Annotated in this window: 19 protein-coding genes and 2 pseudogenes; 14 read left to right on the top strand and 7 right to left on the bottom strand. The window is 44.0% G+C overall.

The genetic code is table 11. The features are described 5' to 3' along the window. Window positions 1-157 precede the first annotated feature (157 nt). Together Q0541_RS17120 and Q0541_RS17115 are read right to left on the bottom strand one after the other, a co-directional pair. Window positions 158-427, bottom strand: a complete 270-nt coding sequence (locus Q0541_RS17120; RefSeq protein WP_298912377.1) for an AAA family ATPase — start codon at window positions 425-427, stop codon at window positions 158-160. Window positions 428-644: 217 nt separating this feature from the next. Then, window positions 645-1,127, bottom strand: a complete 483-nt coding sequence (locus Q0541_RS17115) for a hypothetical protein (protein ID WP_298912374.1) — start codon at window positions 1,125-1,127, stop codon at window positions 645-647. Between the two features lie 299 nt (window positions 1,128-1,426). Here Q0541_RS17115 and Q0541_RS17110 point away from each other — a divergent pair, with 299 nt between their 5' ends. Beyond that, window positions 1,427-2,071 (top strand): HAD family hydrolase, encoded by a 645-nt coding sequence (locus Q0541_RS17110; RefSeq protein ID WP_298912371.1) that lies wholly within the window; start codon window positions 1,427-1,429, stop codon window positions 2,069-2,071. Between the two features lie 76 nt (window positions 2,072-2,147). On the opposite strand, the gene Q0541_RS17105 is transcribed toward Q0541_RS17110, so the two are convergent. Beyond that, the gene (locus Q0541_RS17105; RefSeq protein ID WP_298912368.1) at window positions 2,148-2,438 is read right to left on the bottom strand and encodes a hypothetical protein; all 291 of its coding nucleotides are present in this window, start codon (window positions 2,436-2,438) and stop codon (window positions 2,148-2,150) included. Window positions 2,439-2,448: 10 nt separating this feature from the next. Continuing rightward, entirely contained in the window at window positions 2,449-3,408 is a 960-nt protein-coding gene (locus Q0541_RS17100) for a ParM/StbA family protein (protein WP_298912365.1), read from the bottom strand. 725 nt (window positions 3,409-4,133) lie between these two features. Here Q0541_RS17100 and Q0541_RS17095 point away from each other — a divergent pair. After that, entirely contained in the window at window positions 4,134-4,355 is a 222-nt protein-coding gene (locus tag Q0541_RS17095) for a hypothetical protein (RefSeq protein ID WP_298912362.1), read from the top strand. Window positions 4,356-4,706: 351 nt separating this feature from the next. Here Q0541_RS17095 and Q0541_RS17090 read toward each other — a convergent pair whose 3' ends face one another. Together Q0541_RS17090 and Q0541_RS17085 are read right to left on the bottom strand one after the other, a co-directional pair. Next, a complete protein-coding gene (locus Q0541_RS17090) occupies window positions 4,707-5,858 on the bottom strand; it encodes a ParB N-terminal domain-containing protein (RefSeq protein ID WP_298912359.1) in 1,152 nt (383 codons plus the stop codon). A 3-nt stretch (window positions 5,859-5,861) separates the two neighbouring features. Further along, entirely contained in the window at window positions 5,862-6,665 is an 804-nt protein-coding gene (locus Q0541_RS17085) for a ParA family protein (protein WP_298912357.1), read from the bottom strand. Window positions 6,666-7,509: 844 nt separating this feature from the next. Between Q0541_RS17085 and Q0541_RS17080 the strand changes: the two genes are divergently transcribed. The 10 genes and pseudogenes from Q0541_RS17080 (at window position 7,510) to Q0541_RS17035 (ending at window position 20,320) form a co-directional block, all read left to right on the top strand. Continuing rightward, window positions 7,510-14,940, top strand: coding sequence for a PAS domain S-box protein (locus Q0541_RS17080; protein ID WP_298912354.1), 7,431 nt, complete (start codon window positions 7,510-7,512; stop codon window positions 14,938-14,940). Between the two features lie 47 nt (window positions 14,941-14,987). Beyond that, window positions 14,988-15,599 carry a response regulator transcription factor gene (locus tag Q0541_RS17075; protein ID WP_298912380.1) on the top strand — a complete coding sequence of 204 codons (612 nt, stop codon included), beginning with the start codon at window positions 14,988-14,990 and terminating at the stop codon, window positions 15,597-15,599. A 202-nt stretch (window positions 15,600-15,801) separates the two neighbouring features. Next, window positions 15,802-16,359, top strand: a complete 558-nt coding sequence (locus Q0541_RS17070; RefSeq protein WP_298912351.1) for a DsbA family protein — start codon at window positions 15,802-15,804, stop codon at window positions 16,357-16,359. Between the two features lie 359 nt (window positions 16,360-16,718). Beyond that, a complete protein-coding gene (locus tag Q0541_RS17065; RefSeq protein WP_229499589.1) occupies window positions 16,719-16,901 on the top strand; it encodes a hypothetical protein in 183 nt (60 codons plus the stop codon). Next, entirely contained in the window at window positions 16,898-17,644 is a 747-nt protein-coding gene (locus tag Q0541_RS17060) for an SDR family oxidoreductase (RefSeq protein WP_298912342.1), read from the top strand. Before Q0541_RS17065 ends, Q0541_RS17060 begins: the two co-directional genes overlap by 4 nt. Window positions 17,645-17,692: 48 nt before the next feature. Next, complete coding sequence (locus Q0541_RS17055) at window positions 17,693-17,860, top strand: SDR family oxidoreductase (protein ID WP_298912340.1); 168 nt, start codon at window positions 17,693-17,695, stop codon at window positions 17,858-17,860. A gap of 160 nt (window positions 17,861-18,020) precedes the next feature. Further along, window positions 18,021-18,776 (top strand): annotated as a pseudogene (locus tag Q0541_RS17050) (SDR family oxidoreductase). Window positions 18,777-18,866: 90 nt separating this feature from the next. After that, window positions 18,867-19,190, top strand: a complete 324-nt coding sequence (locus Q0541_RS17045) for an antibiotic biosynthesis monooxygenase (RefSeq protein ID WP_298912337.1) — start codon at window positions 18,867-18,869, stop codon at window positions 19,188-19,190. Between the two features lie 129 nt (window positions 19,191-19,319). Continuing rightward, window positions 19,320-19,706 (top strand): nuclear transport factor 2 family protein, encoded by a 387-nt coding sequence (locus tag Q0541_RS17040; protein WP_298912334.1) that lies wholly within the window; start codon window positions 19,320-19,322, stop codon window positions 19,704-19,706. A gap of 191 nt (window positions 19,707-19,897) precedes the next feature. After that, entirely contained in the window at window positions 19,898-20,320 is a 423-nt protein-coding gene (locus Q0541_RS17035; RefSeq protein WP_298912332.1) for an alpha/beta fold hydrolase, read from the top strand. 172 nt (window positions 20,321-20,492) lie between these two features. Here the strand turns inward: Q0541_RS17035 and Q0541_RS17030 are convergent. Further along, window positions 20,493-21,704 (bottom strand): annotated as a pseudogene (locus Q0541_RS17030) (IS4 family transposase). An 86-nt stretch (window positions 21,705-21,790) separates the two neighbouring features. Here Q0541_RS17030 and Q0541_RS17025 point away from each other — a divergent pair. Together Q0541_RS17025 and Q0541_RS17020 are read left to right on the top strand one after the other, a co-directional pair. Further along, entirely contained in the window at window positions 21,791-22,105 is a 315-nt protein-coding gene (locus Q0541_RS17025; protein ID WP_298912330.1) for a salicylate esterase, read from the top strand. A gap of 116 nt (window positions 22,106-22,221) precedes the next feature. Continuing rightward, complete coding sequence (locus tag Q0541_RS17020) at window positions 22,222-22,431, top strand: nuclear transport factor 2 family protein (RefSeq protein WP_298912327.1); 210 nt, start codon at window positions 22,222-22,224, stop codon at window positions 22,429-22,431. Window positions 22,432-22,627: the final 196 nt, after the last annotated feature.

Genomic DNA, 22,627 nt, shown 5'->3' with positions numbered 1-22,627 from the left:
ACTCCTGATAGCACCGCATTGATGGCAATAAAATGAGCGCGAGTTGTATTCGCTAGGGAGCAACGCGAAAAAGTGAGATCGGGGTTTAGTTCTCAATTATACCTCTATATTCTCAACAAAACTTGGTTTTTTAGTTGCGATCGCATCCCGAAACAAGCTATATACGTCCCAGGTTGCAGCACCTCACAAAATCGCGTTGCTCCCTATTCGCTATCACACGTGCCAGTGTTGTTTTTCCTGTCCCTGGCGGGCCACAAAAAATCACTGAGGATAACTGGTCTAAACTAATGGCGCGTCGTAAAAGCCTGCCTAGACCAATAATATGATCTTGACCAACAAATTCATCCAAGGTTCGTGGACGCATCCGCGCTGCCAGTGGTGCTTGGGTTTCTTCTATTTTCTTTAGATGTTGGTCAAACAAGTCCATCTCTTATTCGGTAGCCATCTTCGGTAAATCATCGCACTAACTCCTCTATTCTAATTTTAATGTGACTGCGATAACTTGCCTGGCACTTTGAAGAACCATGACGTAGGACAAGATTTTTTCGCTAACAAAGCCTTTTTAGACGCACCAATACAAAGTTGAGCTTACGCCTTCACAAAGAGTGCAAAGGCGCAAGCTCAACTTTCAAACTCAATTGTGGTTAAGCAGCCTTAAAGCGCGTACCAGATTTACTGCCTGATTTAGTCACAGTGGGTTTATTCAAAGATTTATTGGTAGTTTTGGTGGTTGTAGATTTTTTGATGGTTTTAGCCTTAGATTTCGGTTGTACTTTTGTGGCTGGTGGTAGCAGCCTTAGTGAGGGGAATTGGAGTAAAACTGGTTGAGGTTGAGTTTCGGTAGAACTGTTGTGAGGCTCTAGTTTTAATGTCCAGGGGTCAGAAATTTCATCAAACTGTGATGTAACGAAGGGGATTTGTTGAGGTTCGACTTCTAGTTGTTTAGTGTTAGATAGTGGTGCTTGAGTTGCTGTTACTGTAGATTTGGAACTGGCATTGGATTGTGCAATTGCAATAGGTGGTAATGGCACAAAGTAAAGTCCGTCCACGAAATCGAAAATCATCAGAGCAACAAAGCTCATAACAATAACTTCAATAGCTTGGGTGAGCGTAGATTGAATATCCATTGTATTTCTCCGAAATTTTTGTAATGTTCACAAAAGTTACGCGAAGCGCTAACAGCCTCGTAATCAAGTACCAGACGCATACAAGAGGTTTTAAAAAGGAATATAAATTTCTTCAAAGCCGTATAGATGATGGATTTGCTGAAATCTTAGTGCCATTGGGAACTGTACGCTAGCACTCTAAGGCATTCAGTCCCAGATTAGTCAATAAGAGTGCGATCACCTCCGGTGGGCGGTTACGCCATCGCTCGGTGGTGTTAGTTATTACTCCTATGGTAAAATGCGAAATTTGAGGCGAAAACATGGTCAAAAATCGGTTCAAGATTGTAATTTTTGATTGTGATGGAGTCTTGGTTGATAGTGAACCAATCATCAATCGTATTTTTGCAGAAACGCTCACGGAAGCTGGTTTTCCTATCACTTATGCAGAAGTAACTCAAAAATTTATCGGCAAGTCTCTAAAAACCTGTTTAGAGATTATCGAAGCATCTTACAAGAAACCATTGCCCAAAAACTTTGTCGAACTTTGCAAGGAACGAGAAATTGCTCCCTTGCAGCAAGAATTACAGCCAGTTTCAGGAATTACTGAAATATTGGAGCAAATTACATTACCCAAATGTGTGGCATCAAATAGTAGCCACCGCCATATTCAAATGGTATTGAAATTAACGGGGCTTCTGGATAAATTTGATGGGAAGTTATATAGTGCTAATGATGTTTCACGCCCCAAACCTTTTCCTGATGTGTATCTCTATGCAGCCGAGCAAATGAACAGCAATCCAGAAGATTGTGCTGTAATTGAAGACTCTGTAACAGGTGTACAAGCAGCATACGCGGCAGGAATGACAGTTTTTGGCTATGCCCATCAGAGCGATCGCACTGCTCTGGCTGAGGCAGGAGCTAAGATAGTTTTCAACGATATGCGGCAGCTTGCTAAACTGCTATAGCCGGGGACTGGGGACTATTTAAAATCCAAAATTCAATGTGTCAAAACTATTGCATTCTTGTGCCAATAGATCCTCGTTACAAATCAAAATCAAGACTGAATGTTTCCCCTGAAGAATCCTCTTCCTTCTCCAGAGGAAAAGGAGTTGGAGCCATTGACGGGAGTTTGTTCGACTCTATGTTAATCGGTGTGTTTGCTACTGGTTGTGCAGGTAATCCAGCTTTAATGAAAACAAAATAGCAATCAACTATAAAGTAAAGCGTCTCCAGGTAACTTTTATCTAGTTTTTGCGATTCTGCAAATATGCGCTCTCGGTAATTATCTTTGAGGCGAACTTTTTCCGGTGCTAAGTCTTTTTTATCTACCATTGTTATAACTTTACTTAATAGATGTAGATGCTGGATTCTTGCTGCTAATGGTTTTTGCCATTTTTAAAAGCCCAAAGACATTGGCTTCTACCGGATTGTCCAGGATTTTGAAGCCGTTTTTCTCCAACAGCTTCTTAAATCCAGGTAAGAGGCAGCCTCCACCAATCGCCCAGATTTCATCCCCCTGATGCTTGGCATCAAGTGTCAGATTCACCACTTTCTTCAAGTATTTTTCATACCAATCTTTTAAACAAGCGGTGTATATATCTTTGATATCGATGTCACGGCTGTACCTGGTATGCCCCATTTCCAGACAAAATCGGATTTTGGAAGCATCCCCGATTTTTCCGCCATTTAGATGTTTCATCTTTTGGGAGATATCATCGATGAGAACTTCTACACCGATGGGGTAGGCAGTGTGAACTTCTCGCTGACCCCGGTTGTAACGAGAATAGAGAGTCGTTCCATTGCCAAAGTCTAAAATGGTTAATTTTTTGGGTAGTGGATGCCCAAACAATGCACCCATACCCTCTAGTACAACTTTCAGGACTTCTACTTTTACTTCTGATTGCTTGCCAGCAAGTATTGGCTGATATTCTCCATTTAGTACTTTTTGTAGTTCATTAGCCAGAGCAACATCATGTAAGCTAACTACTAATTTTAAGTGCCAAGCCTTACGGTGTGGTAGATGTGCCAATGCACCAAATAAAGTCAATAATGCGTTGTTGACTTTATTTTCATTATTGTCTGTGTTGCGGTCAAAATAATTCCCTGTCCGGTAAGCTGACTCTCCAACTGTATAAGCACTACCGTTAAAAACTACACGCCCTGGCACATCTTCCATCTCGGCATTAGTTATATAGCTGGGTACACGAACTACTTCAAAGCCATCAACTAAAAGTTTTAGGCTTTCATAACCGTTATCAAAGCCAGCAGGAAAAATTTTTTGCAAGGCGTGAATGTTTGACATAGGGATCAAGTCAATACGTTTTGATTTTTGAAAGTTATCTGTTCAGATTATCTAGGGGAGCAGGAAAGCAGGGGAGAGAAGAATAACTTGCTATGAGTCTTTCCCCAGAACTCTGCCCCTTCCTTCTCTAACCTCAAGAGCTTATCATAACCCCTTGGGGGCTAAGTGGGGTACATTTGCTTAAATGACATTTTATACCCTATTTAACCTCCATTTAGCCCCCACATAGGTGTCAAATTTTCATCGAAGTTCTAATCTATCTTGGGGTACATATAGCTCCCATATAGCCCCCATGAGCAATTTTTGAAATCTTTATCTATCAACGCAGTAGAAATTAACTTACAAGAAAAATAGAGAAGAAGGAATAAAAAACTTTAGTTGTGGATCTAAAGTCCACTTAAAAAAATATTTATTTCGAGACGCATAGCGCGAAATACAAAGCGCAGAGGCGGAGTGTCTCCGCCTCCGCTCCTTGCTTCAATCCCGCGTTTCAAAACGTTGGTTCCCTACACCCTCTAAAATGGTTGACTATTTGATTTATACTCTCCTGTCAATGTCTTTGTTATTAAATTAGCTTCCTGCAAGATGTTTAGCCCTATATCTGATACAGCTGGAATTTATCTACGAGAAATTGGTCGCTTTCCGAGGCTATTGCCAGAGTAAAAGATTATCTACACAAGAGTTGTAAGGTCAATGCAAAACTTGATAAGCAAAACGATTCTCAAGTGCAACGACTAGAGCGTTCCCCAACTAGGGCTGAACTAGCTGCCGAGGTAAATAAAACAGAAGCACAGTTAACCCAAATTCAAAAGCTTGGTCAACTGGCTAAACAAAAAATGATTACCGCCAACCTCCGATTAGTGGTTGCGGTAGCTAAAAAATGTCGCTGGAGTAACCTGGAATTTCTGGGTCTGATTGAAGAGGGAGCAATAGGTTTAGTTTTATAAAGAATCGCTGTTGTAGAAAACACTTCTCCCGTACTCAGTCTAATAGCAGTTTGCTTAGAGTTGGGGTATTGAACTTTAACTTGGATGATTGAAGATCGTCCATCATATTCTCCAACTACAGGCTCACCCGTAAACTCACAAAGTATCCCCTCTTGGCAGTGTCAGCATTCAAATATAATTCGGATCACTGCTTTGTCGTAGTCTATAAATCTTACATATTGAAACCGTTCGGCTGACAATTCTAGTTTGACTCTCCGGGATTCAGGCGAAAGCCATTTGGGTATTTTAGATAGGCACTCATAGATTACATGGACATCTCCGGTTCAGTGAACTAAGTCGGACGAGATAGTATTAGTCCAACTTTTTCCGAATCTCTTTTGCCTTAGCTTCTAATACAGCCAATAAATCTCTCAGTTGCTCTTGCTGGATATCTTCGACCTTAGTTGCTGAGACATCTCGAATTAGAGAACTGATTTGGTGACTTGGTTTAGGTTTTGTTTCAGGAGCATGTTCAGCAATAGTTTGGGCAACTAGAAAACGAGTTTGAGCGACTGTTAGCCTTTCTTGCAAAACTTGTGATGTAGCATCTTGTCGGATTTTAAGAGCTTTAGTTTCTTCAACTTTTAAATTTTTAGAATTTAGTTTTTGGAGTGGTCGGGCATGATTTGCACCAAGACCTGATTGTCTAATCGCAATTTTTAAGTCTTCTGAAAGCCGTAAGCAAGGAAAGACATTTGCATCTACTGATGCTGGATTTTGTTGAAAACGTAGTAACAACAGAAGAATACTTTGTTCTATTTCGTCTAAATTGAATTCTTTAATGCCTTCTGACTGCTCTTTTCTAGTTAAAATAACCAATTCAGTTAATTGGGGCAAAAGTTTTTTTGCGTTTAATCTAGCTATTGCTCTTCTAAGTGCTCTAACTACTTCTTCCTGTTCAAATTCCAAAGCTAACTTAGCCTGTTGAATCAAACCTTCGGCTAAATCTAGCTCATTCAAGCCTTCTCTGTGAAGACTAGTTAATAAAGTGCGTGCATGTAATTCCTCTTCAGAAAGTTCTTTTAGAAGTATCACTGCATCAAGTGTTTCAATTTCTGGCTGTAACTCTTCTGCAACTGATCTCCATCTCCGTTCTCCATCAAAAATGAGATTTCCCGGTAGTAAAATAATCGGCTGTTGTTGCCCTTCTTCTCTAATGGAAACAGCCATACTCCGAATACTATCCGAAGTAAATGTTTGCCTTGCTTGTTTCGGATTGGGTCTTACTTCACTATAGTGAATTTTAAAAATTCCAGATGCTTTCAAATGTTCTCGTAGGTCTTCAATAGTTTGATTGAGGAGTGTACGTTCTTCTTCAGCAAGCTTTCCCTGTGCTTCTTCATCTTTTAATCTTGTAATCTCTGCCTGTAAATCTTCTACTCGTTCTTCAAGCTCAAATATCTGTTGTGAATCAGCAGCAGAAGCAAACATTCCAAGTACACTCGGTTTGTTTAATTTTGTCATCGATTAACCTCTTATTAGCTTAAGTTCTTGAACTAGTGCATCAACAATTGGCATAAAATCTCCTCTTGCCTCTTTACCCGGTCTGTAAATTCCCAGAGGTAGCCCTCTACCAGAAGCATTAAGAATATCCGCTGATTCTCGAATTGGGCTAAAATACTGAATTCCCAAATTCTTACAGACTAGGGGAAGTTCCTCAACAATACTTCTATGCGCTCCCCAATCACTTTTCCAACGAGTAGGAACTATACCTAATATTTTCGGAGTCGGTTTCAATCTCAGCCGCTTGCAGTTGAAATAGTACCACTCAATCATCGCCGCAGCACTTTGAGAAGCCTTGTATTCAGGTTGAATGGGAATTAACACGTGGCTAGAAGCTGCAAGAGCAGTCAGTGGTAAAGGCTCCAATGTTGCAGGACAATCGATAATTACAAAATCGTGAGATAAGGGGTAATCACTCAACCGATCTGCAAGAGTATAAGCTCCACGCAGATCCTTTGAAACTTCCCGAATTGTTTCGTGTAATTCTTTTCCGCCTTTACAAACTTGAATTTTATCAATCTTACCTTGCCAAGCTGTAACTAAAGGCCAATTCCCCTTAAAGTCTGGATCGTAAACATTAGCCATTGTTCCCTGAGTTTTAAATTCTCCTAATCCGCAAAATAATGTCAATGATTCGTTAGGATCGATGTCTAATAGTGCCACTGAATAGCCACGAACACCCAACTCATACGCAAGATTGTATGAAATAGTACTTTTCGCCACTCCTCCAGCGTTTGTCTCAATCGAAAGGGTCAAATTGGCAGGCATAATTTTTTCTCTTTTTTGATTACTATATTTCCAACTCCAGTCATGAGATAACGTTATATCAGTTGGCGCGAAGAATTTTGAGATAATGTTATATCATTTTTTTAAATTCTCTAACAAGGATTGTTATCAAAATAGATGATTACTTGCAGTAAACATCTACCTAGCGACACAGATTGCCCAGCGTGGAATTGTACACCAAAAGAAATATACACCGTCAAAGAGATATTCACTCAGCACTTGCTCAATCAAACAGTTCCGTAGGAAAGCATTATTGCCTTTGTGCAAGCTAGTTATTGAGTATAAAAATCAACAGCATAATTGTTGTGTGATTTCAACCTTTAAAGCTGTGTCAATCAGCAGTTATTAATGCGACTTTTTTGAGCTTATTGATAATAAAAATCTTCTGTTGACGTAATATGACCACCCTGCCATGAAGATTCTACGCTGAACAACAGTCTTTGTTCAAAGTGTACTCGATTGAAGCGGGATAACAATATTCTTTATCTAACGTCATTACAGAAAGGGGCGCTGCCAACAAGGAAGTATTTTCAATCCCCCTAAAACTAGCTATTCTTACCTAACCACGAGTAATCGGCTCATTCTTGCAGTGGTTATTGAGAAGTTACGTAAAAAGCATCTCAGAAGTGTAGTTGCAGTCCTTGTAACTACACTTCTTTTTTCGTTAAAGGCGTTACTATACTAAAGGGAATATTTTAGCGTGGCCGCAGAATTCGGAACTCAAATTTTTGGAGTTGTTGCTTCTCGCAAGTTTTAGTCAAGTCAATGGCTTGTCAGACCGCAGTTTTTGCAACATAACCCATGGTACTGATCGGGAGAGAGTTCAATGATTGCTCTAGCTGGGATCGCCTTCCATTGCAAAATCTATTCAAGTTCAGCATCTGTTGTGTACCGGGGTATCAGGGTGCAGGATGGTCGGGCAATCATCGTCAAACTACTTAAGCAAGATTATCCCTCTCCTGAAGAACTAATTCGCTATAGGCAGGAATATGAAATTACCCGTTCCCTCAAAGAGGAAGGAGTAATCAAAGCATATAGTCAGCAAGACTATCAGCGCACGCTCGTTATTCTCTTGGAAGATTTCGGTGGAGAATCTATCGAAAGATGGATGCGGCAGCAACCAAACTTTTGTCCTATACCTTTATCCAATTTCTTACGATTAGCAATTGATATCACAGATATTTTGGGCAGAATTCATGCTGCTGGAGTCATTCACAAAGATATCAATCCTAGCAACATCGTCCTTAATCCCAATACTGGCGTTGTCAAAATTATTGACTTTGGTATTGCCACCCGCTTTAACTGCACCAATCCGACGTTCAAAAGTCCCCATGTGTTAGAAGGCACGCTTGCCTATCTGTCGCCAGAGCAAACCGGGCGGATGAACTGGATGCTCGACTATCGCACCGATTTCTACTCGCTGGGCGTAACCTTCTACGAACTGTTAACTGGACAGCTACCTTTCCCCACTCAAGACATCCTGGAGCTAGTTCATTGCCATATTGCCAAACCGCCGATTCCTCCGCATAAATTGAACGCCACGATTCCCAAACCCATTTCAGGTATAATTTTGAAGTTGATGGCGAAAAATGCGGAGGATCGCTATCAAAGTGCCTGGGGCATCAAAGCGGATCTAGAACGCTGCGCTCAACAACTGGCAGAAATGGGTCAGATCAACGCCATGTCCTTGGGACTACAAGATGTTTCAGAACAGTTTTGCATTCCTCAGAAACTGTATGGACGAGAAGCGGAGACTAAAGCATTATTGGCGGCGTTTGACAGAGTGGTTAGAAAAGAGACGTTTGGCGAAATTTGTCAACTAGAGTCAGGCATAGAAAATGCTCAATTCAATGTCGAACTCATGCTCGTTGCTGGTTACGCTGGCATTGGCAAAACAGCATTGGTGCAAGAACTATATAAACCCATCACAGCAAAGCACGGCTATTTCATATCGGGTAAATTTGACCAATTCAGGCGCAATATTCCCTACAGCGCCATTGTGGATGCCCTGCAAAAGTTGGTGCAGCAACTTCTGGGGGAACCGGATAAGCAAGTGCAACAGTGGCGAGATCGTCTGCTCTCAGCTTTAGGAAGCAATGGGCAAATCATCATTGATGTCATTCCGGAAGTTGAATTAATTATTGGCAAACAGCCACCCGTACCCGAAGTTGGAGCAACGGAAGCTCAAAATCGCTTTAATCGAATCTTTCAAAATTTTGTGCGGGTGTTTTGTTCAAAAGAACATCCCCTGGTCATCTTCTTAGACGATTTACAATGGTTCGATTCCGCAACGCTGAAGTTAATCGAGTTAATATTACTCGATGAGCAAACCCAATATCTGTTTTTGATCGGAGCCTATCGAGATAATGAAGTGACCTCAACGCATCCGTTGGTTTTGACGCTAGAGAGCCTGCGAAAACAGGGAGCAATACTTCAGGAAATCATTCTGACCCCCTTAACATTGGAATCGTTGAGTCAACTGGTAGCTGAGACATTACATCACAATCCTGAAACTGTTCGTTCCCTAGCCCAAGCTGTGTCACGTAAAACCGAGGGCAACCCGTTCTTTGTTGGTGAATTTTTGAAACTGCTGTATGGCGAAAATCTGTTAGTCTTTGATACACAACGGTTGAGCTGGCAATGGAACCTGGCTGAGATTGAAGCTCAAGATTTTACTGACAATGTGGTGGAGTTGCTGCTGCGTCAGTTGCAGAAATTACCGGAAGCAACACAGCAAATTCTCTGTCTGTCCGCTTGTATTGGAGCTGAATTTGATTTAAAGACGTTAGTGATCGTTTGCGAAAAATCATGTAAAGCGATTTCCCAGGATTTACTAGCAGCAGTACAAGCTGGATTAATTCAACCCTTGTCTGACTTGGACGAAGACTTGCTAGTTCAAGAGTATAAGTTTTCGCACGATCGCGTCCAGCAAGCTGCTTATGCTTTGATTGATGAGTCGCACAAACAAGCTGTTCATCTCCAAATCGGTCGCAATTTACTCGAAAAAACTTCACCAGAGCGACTATCCAATCGGCTATTTGAAGTCGTGGATCATCTCAATCAGGGAATTGAGCTTGTCACTGCTCAACTAGAACGAAATGAAATTGCCAAATTGAATTTAATGGCAGGTCAGAAAGCAAAAGGTGCAACGGCTTATGAAGCAGCTCTTCAGTATTTCAATATAGGACTGAAACTCCTAGATACAGACAGTTGGGTCAGTGAGTATGACCTTACCTTAGCACTGTACTCAGAAGCAGCAGCGGCAGCGTATCTTAACGGCCGCTTTGATAAGATGGAACAATTGGTAGAAGTGGTACTCAATCGCGCCAAAACAGCGATCAACAAAGTGCAGGTTTACGATAGCAAAATTCAAGGATATTTATCACAGGGCAACCTGAAATCAGCACTCAAAATTGGCTTGGAAGTGTTGAAGCTCCTGGGAGTAATCTTACCAGAAAATCCAAGTGAGTTAGATGTTCGAGGCGGATTGGAGTCAACGGCTGCACGATTAGCTGAACGAGAAATTGAAGACTTGGTTAATTTACCAGAGATGACTGCACCAGAACCGCTAGCAGCAATGTCAATCCTAGCGAATATAGGGGCTGCTGCATTCATAGTATCACCAGCACTGGTGATACTGATTACTTGCAAAACGGTAAATTTATCAATCAACTACGGTAATGCTATCTGGTCACCACTGTATTATGCTGCCTACGGATTTGTTCTATGTGGAGTTGTTCAAGACATTGAACTCGGCTATAAATTTGGTCAATTGGCTCTTAGCTTGGCAGAACGATTGAATACCAAAAAAGGCAAGGCTAAAGCATTACAGTTATTTAGTGACCATGTTATGCAATGGAAAGTACATCTTAAGGAGACGATACCACTGCTGGTTGAGGCTTATCAGGAAGGAGTGGAAACCGGAGACTTTGAAACCGCTGGTTATGCTGCATATGACGTGTGCTACAACTCGTTTTTCGTCGGTGAGGAACTCACCCAACTGGAACAGAAAACGGCAACATACAGCAAAGCGGTTGATCGAATTAGACGGGAAAGCCCCTCGACTTGGATTGCAATAGTGTGGCAGACCATTCTTAATTTGTTAGATAGGTCTCTTAATCCCAGTCGCTTAGTTGGTCGGGTGTGTAATGAAGAGCAGGCATTACCACACGCGCTTGCAGTTAAAGATGGAACTGCAATTCAAATGCTATATCTGCACAAAGTTATACTGTTTTATCTATTTGAAGAATATCATCAAGCTGTACAAACTGCTATTTTGGCAAGGAAACATTTTGAAGAAGTGACGGCAATAAAGGTTTTACCTGTATTCTGTTTCTATCATTCTCTGGCGCTTTTGAGCCTATTGCTCGATGCTTCAAACTCTGAAAAATTAGCTTCGCTAAATTGTGTTAACACCAACCAAGAAAAGATGCAGAAATGGGCAGAACATGCTCCCATGAATTATCTACATGAATTTTATCTAGTCGAGGCAGAGAAAGCACGAGTCTTAGGGCAATTTTTTGAGGCTGAAGAGTTTTATGAACGGGCGATCGCAGGTGCTGCTGAAAATGAGTATATCCAGGAAGAAGCATTAGCTTATGAATTAGCGGCTAAACATTATCTGGCGCGAGGTCGGTCAAAAATTGCTCAAACTTATATGAAAGAGGCGCACTATTGCTACGATCGCTGGGGCGCAACCGCTAAAGTTAAAGACTTAGAAAAACGCTATCCACAGTTCTTTTCTCAGTCGTCTAGAGCCGCTTCCACATCAATTCCTATTATTGCTGAAACTATCACTAATCCCTTACATACCGCTTTCGATTTAGCAGCAGTGATGAAAGCTTCACAGGCGATTTCTCGTGAAATTGAACTGAAGCAATTGCTGCGATCACTGATGCAAACTTTAATTGAGAATGCTGGCGCACAAACCGGATATCTGATTTTAGAAAACTCAGGAGAATGGTTGATTGAAGCGGTTTGTGAACTCAATACCGATGAGAATGCTTGTGCGACTCAGGTGTTACAGTCTATTCCAATTGCCGATCAATTGCCAGAATCAATCATTCAATATGTGATTCGGACTCTGAAGCCTGTCACCTTAAATGATGCGACTCGTGAAGGTGCTTTTATTAATGAGCCATACATTCAACAGAACCAGCCTCAATCTATTTTCTGTTTGCCGCTGCTGAATCAAGCCAAGCTGGTCGGTGTATTGTATTTAGAAAATCGGTTAGCAGCTGGAGTATTTACACCAGAGCGATCGCAGGTCTTGCAGCTATTGTCGACTCAAGCAACGATCGCCATCGAAAATGCCAACCTTTACTCAGAACTGCGGGCTAAGGAAAGCAAGATCACCCAGTTCCTCGAAGCGATTCCGGTGGGAATTGCGATCGTGGATGCGGCGGGTCGCCCTTACTATAGCAACCAATGCGGCAATCAACTCATGGGCAAAGAAACTGATACTTCCATAGCACCGGAGCAGATATCAGAGGCTTATCAGCTTTATGTAGCGGGAACGGATCAAATCTATCCAGCGGAGAGCTTGCCTGCTGTGCGGGCATTAAGGGGCGAACGCATCAGGACTGAAGATATAGAAATTCGTCGAGATCATGTCACAATTCTAATTGAGGCACGGGGAACACCAGTTTTTGATCAACAGGGCAATATCACTTATGCGATCGCTACCTTTCAGGACATTACAGAGCGCAAACAAGCCGAGAAACTCCTAGCCGACTACAACTGCACTTTAGAGCAACAGGTCGCAGAACGAACTGCTGCGTTACGACAAAGTGAAGCGAACTACCGCAACCTGTTACAAACCGCAAATTCCGTCATCATTCGCTATGATCCACAGGGGCGGATTCGATACATCAACGATTATGGGGTAAAACTCCTGGGCTATGAAGAACACGAGATTGTAGGGCGAACCTTATTTGAAACCATCATTCCAGACATCGAAACCTCTGGGCGGGATGTCAAACCCTTTGTCCGTGATTTACTTCGTAATCCTCAATCGTACCCGCAAGGCGAGGGTGAAAACCTGTGTCGAGATGGTCGGCGAGTTTGGATGGTCTGGTCGAATCAAGCCATCTTCAATGACCAGGGAGAGGTCGTTGAAATCTTATCGGTGGGCAACGACACCACCCAGCGTAGGCAAGCAGAAGAGGCATTACAACGCAGTGAAGCCAAGTTCCGAACTATCTTTGAAAACTCGCAGGTCGGCATCTTCCGAACCCGCCTCTCGGATGGATTACTTCTCGATGCCAATCAACGCCATGCCAATCTGTTTGGTTTTGATTCACCAGAGGAGAGCATTGGGCTTGAACACGCCACAGACTACTATGTAAATCCCAGTGATCGCCAACAATTCCTTGAGTTGCTGAAGCGTGATAGGGAAGTGCGAAGCTATGAAGCACAGATGCGAAAACGAGATGGGACAGTGTTTTGGGTACTTTTCTCTTCTTATCTGAATGCAGCCGATGGATACATCGAAGGCGTGATGGCGGATATTAGCGATCATAAACAAGCAGAAGCAGCATTACGGCAAAGTGAAGCGAACTACCGCAACCTGTTACAAACCGCAAATTCCGTCATCATTCGCTATGATCCACAGGGGCGGATTCGATACATCAACGATTATGGGGTAAAACTCCTGGGCTATGAAGAACACGAGATTGTAGGGCGAACCTTATTTGAAACCATCATTCCAGACATCGAAACCTCTGGGCGGGATGTCAAACCCTTTGTCCGTGATTTACTTCGTGACCCTCAATCGTACCCGCAAGGCGAGGGTGAAAACCTGTGTCGAGACGGTCGGAGAGTTTGGATGGTCTGGTCGAATCAAGCCATCTTCAATGACCAGGGAGATGTCGTTGAAATCTTATCGGTGGGCAATGACACCACCCAGCGCAGACAAGCAGAAGAGGCATTACAACGCAGTGAAGCCAAGTTCCGAGCTATCTTTGAAAACTCGCAGGTCGGCATCTTCCGAAACCGCCTCTCGGATGGATTAATTCTCAATGCCAATCAACGCCTTGCCAATCTGTTGGGCTTTGATTCACCAAAGGAGATCATTGGGCTGGAACACAGCATCGGCTATTTTGTAAATCCCAGCGATCGCCAACAAGCCATTGAGTTGCTGAAGCGTGATGGGGAACTGCGAAGCTTTGAAGTCCAGATGCGAAAACGAGATGGGACATTGTTCTGGGGACTTTCCTCTTGTTATTTGAATGCAGACGATGACTACATCGAAGGGGTGATTGCGGATATTAGCGATCGCGTCTCAGCAGAAGCAGCGCTGCAAGCCTCTGAAGCAGAACTGCGGGCGCTCTTTTCAGCCATTCCCGATCCGCTGTGTATCTTCAATGCTGAAGGGCAATTAGTCTGTGCAATCAAAGGAAATCCATCCTATGGAGAGGAGTATACTGGCAAAACACTGCATCAACTCTATGCTAAAGAACAAGCTGATGAATTCCTGAATTATATTCAGCAGGTGGTGAGAACCCAACAAGTCCTCACCGTTGAATACAGCGAGTGGATAGCTGGGCGAGAAATCTGGTTTTCGGCTCGCATTGCCCCAATTCGTTATGAGCAGGTGATTTGGTTAGCGCGAGATATTACGCTGCAAAAGCAAGCAGAAGCCGCGTCGATTCTGGAAGAACGCAACCGCATGGCACGCGAAATTCACGATACACTTGCTCAGTCGTTTACAGGGATTCTGGCTCAGGTCGGAGCGGCAAAGCAGGTGCTAACGGATGATGTAGAAGCAACTCAGGCGCACCTAGACCTGATCAAAGAATTGGCGCGAACCGGACTGTCTGAAGCGCGGCGATCGGTAGTAGCGCTCCGTCCTCAGCTTTTGGAGGAAGGCAGTTTACAGAGCGCTCTACATCGTCTCGTCGCTCAAATCAGGGCTGCTGCAACTGACACCACCTTATATTATGAGATTGAGGGTGCAGTGTATTCTCTACCCACTGAAGTCGAGAATAACCTACTACGGATTGGGCAGGAAGCATTAACCAATGCGATCAGACACGCCAATGCTGACGAAATCCGAGTGGAGCTAGTCTACGATCGCGATCAGTTTTGCTTGCGCGTGAGAGACAATGGACAGGGCTTTGGAGTTGGAAGTATTCCATCCTCTAAGGGATTTGGCTTACTCGGCATGAGCGAGCGAGCAGAGCGCATCGACGCACAGCTCACGATTAGAAGTCAACCTGGACAGGGAACAGAAATTATTGTTGTGGTTGGGGTGTAGGGTGAAATGACTACTCCACATCTCACACCCCACACCCCACACTCCCAATCCGAGTTCTGATCGCAGACGATCATGCCATTTTTCGGCAAGGTTTAGCCACGATTATTAACCGTGACCCAGAGATGCAGGTGATTGCCCAAGCTGAAAATGGTGAACAGGCGATCGCCTTATTTCGGGAACACCAACCAGATGTAACGCTAATGGATCTGCGAATGCCTGAAGTGGAAGGAGTTGCCGCCATTGGTGCAATTTGTGCGATCGTTAAATCTGCTCGGATTATTGTACTGACCACGTATGATAGTGACGAAGATATTTACCGGGGATTGCAGGCAGGCGCAAAAGGATACCTGTTGAAAGAAACTGAACCGGACGAGCTTCTGAATGCCATTCGTACCGTTCATCGGGGTCAGAAGTACATTCCGCCCGATGTAGGAGCAAAGTTGGTACAGCGCCTCAGCAATCCAGAACTGAGTGAAAGAGAACTAGTAGTACTCCGCTCACTAGCTCAGGGGATGAGTAATGCTGATATTGCGACTGCTTTGAGTATTGGTGAAGGCACGGTTAAATCTCATGTCAATCGGATTTTGAATAAGTTAGATGTCAGCGATCGCACCCAAGCTGTGATTGTTGCCGTTAAGCGCGGCATTGTAAGTTTGTAGGATGTACTTTCGATCAAATTCGGATTCTAACTTAAGTTAGAGCCTACCTTCTATTTTAAGAAGGAGCGGCTGCTCCATCAAATTACAGCCTAAAAATGTTAACTCACTGTAGACGACAACTAAAAGCCAATTGCTTATATTGAATTCATGTGGATTGAGCAAGTGAATCGCAAGGTTCCATGCTTGATACAGATGTAGAAAGATGATCGACGACCATAGTTCCAGTTCTTTAGTTGTGCCAGCTTCAACCCAAGATCACAGTCAAGGTGTGCTAAGTGCCGCTGTGGTGTTAGTGATGTATGGGGATTATCAATGTCTTAGAAGTGCAGCCGTTTACAAGCTGATTAAAATCATTCGGCAAGAGCTTACGGTTTCTTTTGGAGAGGATTATTTATGTTTTATCTTCCGCCATTTTCCACAGATCCAGATTCATCCCCAGGCGCAACGGGCAGCCCAAGCCGCCGAAGCTGCCGCCGCCCAAGGAAAGTTTTGGTTAATGAGCGATACTTTATTTGACCATCAACAAAGGTTGGAGAACGGTTATCTTGTCGAGTACGCCAATGATTTAGGGCTTGACATTCCTCAATTTCTCAAAGAGTTGTCTAAACAAGTGCGTGTCGATCGCATCAATGAAGATATCGAAGGCGGAATACAGAGTGGAGTGACGACTACCCCAGCTCTGTTTATCAATGGAATTCGGTATACCGGGCACTGGAACACGACGGAGTTGATGGCAGCCATGATTGCTGCAAGTCATTAAGTTCCCCGATCTTTGCTCCCAATTCATATCTGACTGGGAGCAACGCGATTTTGTGAGGTGCTGCAACCTGGGACGTATATAGCTTGTTTCGGGATGCGATCGCAACTAAAAAACCAAGTTTTGTTGAGAATATAGAGGTATAATTGAGAACTAAACCCCGATCTCACTTTTTCGCGTTGCTCCCATCTGACTTGTCTGTAAGTGCTGTAAGCTATCTAATTTCGATGGCTAGATTTTGCCTGTTTCACTGAACAAAATTGCCGCTTTTTGAACCATGACAACAGTTACCATGCCAACAACTGAATTCCTGCGTATTGATTTAGTCAATTACAAATCAGTATTTCATTGAGGATAATTCTATGACGCATTTACTAGTACAAGGCAAGAATGATTCTGGGTATGAAGGTACACCTCAGACTGATTCTCTTCAGGACTCCTCAGTTAATCATGCCCTGATTGCGATCGCGCAAGAAGTCACTGAGTTGCTGAGACAAACTTACCTGAGACAAACCGATGAAATTAAAACAGGAGAAACAGAATGATACTGCAAGATAAAGTGGCGTTAGTCACCGGAGGCACATCGGGAATCGGTAGAGCAACGGCGATCGCTTATGCCCAACAACAAGCAAAGGTGGTGGTAGTGGGTCGTCGAATTGATGAAGGTGAAGAAACAGTTCAATTGATTCAGGAAGCTGGCGGAGAGGCTATTTTTGTGCAATCAGATGTCACGAAAGAAGCCGATGTTAAAGCAATGGTTGATAAAGCGGTTGACGTTTTTGGTCGGTTGGATATTGCCTTTAATAATGCAGGAACGGTCGGCGAAAATCCCTCATTGATTGAGCAAACAGAAGCGGAATATGACCGCACGATGAACGTCAACGTCAAAGGCGTTTGGTTGTCGATGAAATATGAAATTGCTCAGATGTTGAAACAGGGAAGTGGTGCAATTGTCAATATGGCATCTGCGCTTGGAGTCATTGCACTTCCTAACATACTCCTCTACACCGCGAGTAAACATGCGGTAGTAGGTTTAACAAAAGCTGCTGCACTCCAATATGCCAAAGCAGGTATTCGCATCAATGTCGTTGCACCAGGGTCAATTAAAACAGATATGTTTGAAGCCGCTACAGATGAAGCCAAAGCTTACTTGGCAGGACTTCACCCGATCGGACGAGTTGGAACACCGCTTGAAGTTGCAAATGCAGTCCTGTTTTTATCATCTGACATGGCATCGTTCGTAACAGGTGAAACGTTGATGATAGACGGTGGGTTTGTAGCGCAGTAGTCGAAAGGCAGTGCGAAACGTTGCGACCAAGTAGCGATCGACACCGATATGAATCCCGCAGACAGCGACTTTGCCGCAGAGCAGACCAAGATGACTGCCCTCGGTCGCTATGGACAGGGTGATGAGGTGGCTGGCATGGTTTCTTACCTCGCCAGTCCTGAAGCCACTTTTGTCACGGGCGCGAGCCTCAAAATTGATGGCGGCTATAACGCTTGAACAACAGGTAATCCAGATCTGCAACCACTACAGCAATCCTAATTGGAGCCTGACGGGTCGTAGGGATGGAACCCTGGCTGGAGGCGCAGCCCTCACTCCCCTTATTCACAAGTAGGTCATAAACGCTACAAACCTTATTCAGAGAAATTCAGAGGACATCATGATTTCGCAAAAATTCTCAGGAAAAGTTGCACTCGTCACTGGCGGCTCCAGTGGCATCGGTCTTGCCACTGCTAAGCGATTTGTCGCTGAAGGTGCCTATGTCTTTATCACGGGTCGTCGCCAGCCTGAACTCGATGCCGCTGTGAACGAGATCGGTAAAAACGTTACTGGCATTCAGAGCGATGTATCAAATCTGGCAGACCTCGATCATCTTTACGCCACGATCGAGCAAGAGCAAGGTCACTTGGATGTGATTTTTGCTAATGCTGGCGGTGGAGAACTCATCCCGCTCGGATCGATCACCGAAGAACACTTTGACAAAACATTCAACACCAATGTCAAGGGTCTACTTTTCACCGTGCAGAAGGCACTGCCGCTGATGCCAGAGGGCGCTTCCATCATCCTGAATGCCTCAACTACTTCCATCTTGGGCACCCCAGCCTTCAGCGTGTATAGCGCCACCAAAGCCGCCGTGAGATCGTTTGCCCGCAACTGGATACTCGACCTCAAAGACCGCCAGATTTGAGTGAATGCGGTCAGCCCTGGTGTCATTCCTACTCCCGCTTACAATCTCCTGGGACTAAGTGAAGAGCAGTTGAAAGAATTTGTGGAGAGCCAAGCTAACAATATCCCATTGGGGCGCGTCGGCACGCCCGACGAGATCGCCAAAGCTGTTGTCTTTCTCGCTTCAGATGACAGCAGTTTTGTAAACGGCATTGAGCTATTCGTCGATGGTGGCATGGCACAAATCTAAGATCGCTTCCTAGTTAAAAAGCACTACCCGATCGCGTGTAAAAGTCCATCTATAAACTTCCCATCGAACAGAGTCGAAGGAGAAACACACATGCCACAGGAAAAGATGCCACAAGTCTCTGACAAAGAACTGATGATGAGTAACACGCTCATGATTCAGCCTGAGTACCGCGAGGAGTTCTTGATGGAACTCCGGGAGATCCTGCCTCAAGCCCGCCGTTTGGAAGCGTGGATCTCACTTGAGGTCGGTGAGGTCGCCGATCAGCCTGGGATGTTTGTGCTGTCCGAGCGCTGGCGTAACGGAAACGAGTACCTGAACGAGATCCTGCAACTGCCCTTTTACCAGCGGTACCTGGAACGCAGCGAACCATTCTACGCAGCTTTGCGAGCAGTTCTCGTCCTCACGTCAATCTAAATGGGTGCTGTGTCCAGAGCGGTCACCTAACAATGCAGCAGACGGTCTCAAGCAGTGCTCCGTTCGAGTTTCTTTGCCGCCGCTGATTTGAGCCGTTGGGCGTTTCGGGTAATGTGAGGTGTGGAACGGATGACGGATAAACTTGAGCACAACAAACAGACGGTCACGGCGTTTTATGACCTGATGTTCAATCAGTGTCAGCCCGCAGAAGCCATCAAAAAATATGTCGGCGATGTGTACATCCAGCACAACCCAGCGGTGGCCGACGGGAAGCAGGCTTTCATCGAATATTTCGAGAGGATGGCGAAAGAATATCCGGGCAAGTGCGTCCAGTTTAAGCGCGTCTTCGCTGAAGGCAATTATGTAGTCTTGCATTGCTACCAGCAATGGCCGGGCGACAACGACTGGGCAGGCATCGACATTTTCCGCCTGGATGATAAAGACAAGATAGTCGAGCATTGGGACGTGCTTCAGACCATCCCAGAAGCGTCGGCTAACGATAACACGATGTTCTGAACAGTCGAGTGCTGGTAGTGTGAAGGCCGGTTTGGACAACGGCACGCCCAAATAGTAGGCAGTGGAATTCAGATGTAACTAAGGCGATCGCAGCCATTTTATCAATTTTTGATCGTTAATGGTGGACTCACAGCGAACCGATCCATTTCAAGAGAGAATAAATGGGCTTGATTTTCAGCTAAAGGAATTCTATGTCAATTTTTGTCTTAGTTCATGGCTCCTGGCATGATGGTTCTGCTTGGCAAGCAGTCGTTAACCATATAGAAGCAAAAGGACATCTGGCGTTTGCTCCTACGATCGCGGGTCATGGGAAAGGCGTAGATAAAAACGTTAACCATGCTCAATGTACGCAATCGATCATTGATTACATTGTGAGCAAAGATTTAACCGATATTGTTCTCTTAGGCCATAGTTTTGCCGGAACAATCATTGCGAAAGTTGCTGAAGCGATTCTTGATCGCATTCGACGGCTCATCTTCTTCGATGCCTTTGTCCTCAACGATGGAGAGAGCTTTAGAGATAACGTTCCACCGCATCTTCAAACATTACTCGACGAGCTAGTTAGAGAATCAAACGATCAAGATGATGGTTATACCTCAATACGGTTCAGTTAAGGCTATGCAGTGCTTGAAATAATAAACACGGGAGGATTAGTTATTATTCCAGTACCTCTGTGTTTAACTTTTTTCGAGCGAAATTTTGATACAGGCTTTTTCACAACCCTTGGGTTGTTTCTATGAACCCTTTCAGGTAAAACTTGGTCGAGAATCTCCACAGTTAACCAACTCAAAAAAAGAGAAGTTCTTGTGATTGTAAACGTTGGAATTTTGGGAGAGCACGACGAACAACTCGTAATGTTCCAGTGAAACTTAGATGTAAGGGTGAAACATCTGCACTGTTTGCAGCTTGAAAAATCAACAACCGGATAGCCCAATGCCCTAATAATAAACCGTAAACTTCTTGCACAACCTCCCGTGCTTTTTGAGAACGAATATGAGTTTTTCGTCCTAAAAGATGTACTTTGAGTTCATCAATCGTATTCTCGACTTCCCAACGTTGATGGTACTCACAAGCTAGTAACTAGGCTGGGAATTTTTCAATGTCCAATAAGCTCGTAATTAAACGATATTTAATCTGTTCTTCGGGGTTCTCAGGATTCTCTATTGTGTACTCAATAACTCGTATTTGTATTGGCTCAAAACCTTTTTTTCTCAACTTGCCAGATGGATAAATATAACTTAAATACGAACCATCGTTTAAAAATTTAACATTGGCAGGAATTCTTCCTAAATAATTACAACCCTTACTTACCGTTGCTTCTACCATCGCGTAGGAATGTAAACCCCTATCCCACATTAACAACATTCCCGATCTTACCGAGCGTAATAATTTTAGTGACCTGACTCGCTCTCCAATCCGATATGGGCACATTAATGCATCGAAGATTAAATGTGTTCCTGCTTCTACCAAAATGACTAATCTAACTTTTGGAAATGCCGCTCGTGTGCCAGGACGACTACCGGGGCGACCAAAAACCCTTGCATTTTCATCACTATCTGGGATATCTAGGCAGGTTCCATCAATCACTACGATTCGTAGTCCATTTAAAAAAGCTCCTACTGTTTCGCTATTTGCCATTGGTCGCACCAACTGATGAAACAATTGTCTCATCACGCCTGCTCCTAATCGCTGTCTAGCTTGGGATATAGCCGATTTACATGGGATACGCCAATATTTGCCAATTTTTATCCATGCTTCTGAAAGACCATCAATGAGATTTTTTAGTACATCCCGCATTGAATCTCTCGACCACAGGCTCATTGCTATTACCAGGTAAACTACCAGTTGTGCTGGTAACGAGCGATGACGTTCCTCTTCGACTTTAGTTTTAGCGATCGCCTCTTCGATTGAAGTTGCCGGAATAGCTATCTCTATTGCTTTGAATATCTCAGTACTCTGTATCTTGGGAGACATTAAGGAGAATTCTTTCAGATGCACCGTACTTGATTTCCATTTTTGGAAACAATACCTAATTTACAACTGTTTGAGGCTTAACTGAACCGTATTGGGTTATACCTTTTGAGATGTGGCGAGAAGCGTTTCTCAACGATGCTGACCTCGATTTGGCTCGATCAAGTTACGCACAACTATCCCCTGAACCGTATCAACCGTGGATTGACAAGCTGGACTTAAGGCAGTTTTACTCGCTGCCCATTCCTAAAAGTTACCTCTACTGTACAGAAGACACTGCTTTACCTCAAGGCGAGTGGGGATGGCATCCCAGGATGTCTAACCGCTTAGGGCAATTTCGGTTCGTGCAAATGCCCGGTAGCCATGAGGTGATGTTTTCTAACCCGATTGGTTTAGCAGAAAAGATTATTGTGGCAGGACGGGACTAGCAACATGATGGTTTCATAACAAAATAAACGAGTTGCCGTTCTTTGAGAAGTAGAAAAATAGCTTGAATACCGTTGAGTGACTCAATTTACAACACGGAGAGAAACAAGGAGAAATTATGGAAACTAGACAAATCGTCGTCATAGAGCGATTGCAACAAGCACAGAACGCACAAGACCTGGAAGCGCTTTTAGCCTGTTTTGCACCTCACTTTCAGGGCGCTCATCCAGTCCATCCCGAAAGGGATTTCCAGGGAATTGAGCATGTCCGTAAGAATTGGTCTGCTATGTTCCACAACATCCCAGATTTTCACTCCGAGTTGCTCTGATCGACAGTTGAGGGTGACACGACCTGGGCTGAGTGGTACTGGTTCGGCACCCATCGTGATGGTTCGCACTTTGGTATACGCGGGGTGACCATTGAATGGCACTAAGTTAAGCTGAAGAGTATGCAGCGTAAGGATTACAGGCGAGCAGGGGGGCAGGGGCGCAGAGGGGAATTTCTAAATATCCTTTCGTATGCTT

Source organism: uncultured Nostoc sp. (assembly GCF_937863485.1).
Taxonomy (GTDB): Bacteria; Cyanobacteriota; Cyanobacteriia; order Cyanobacteriales; family Nostocaceae; genus Nostoc.
This window is presented reverse-complemented; position numbering and strand designations above follow the sequence as displayed.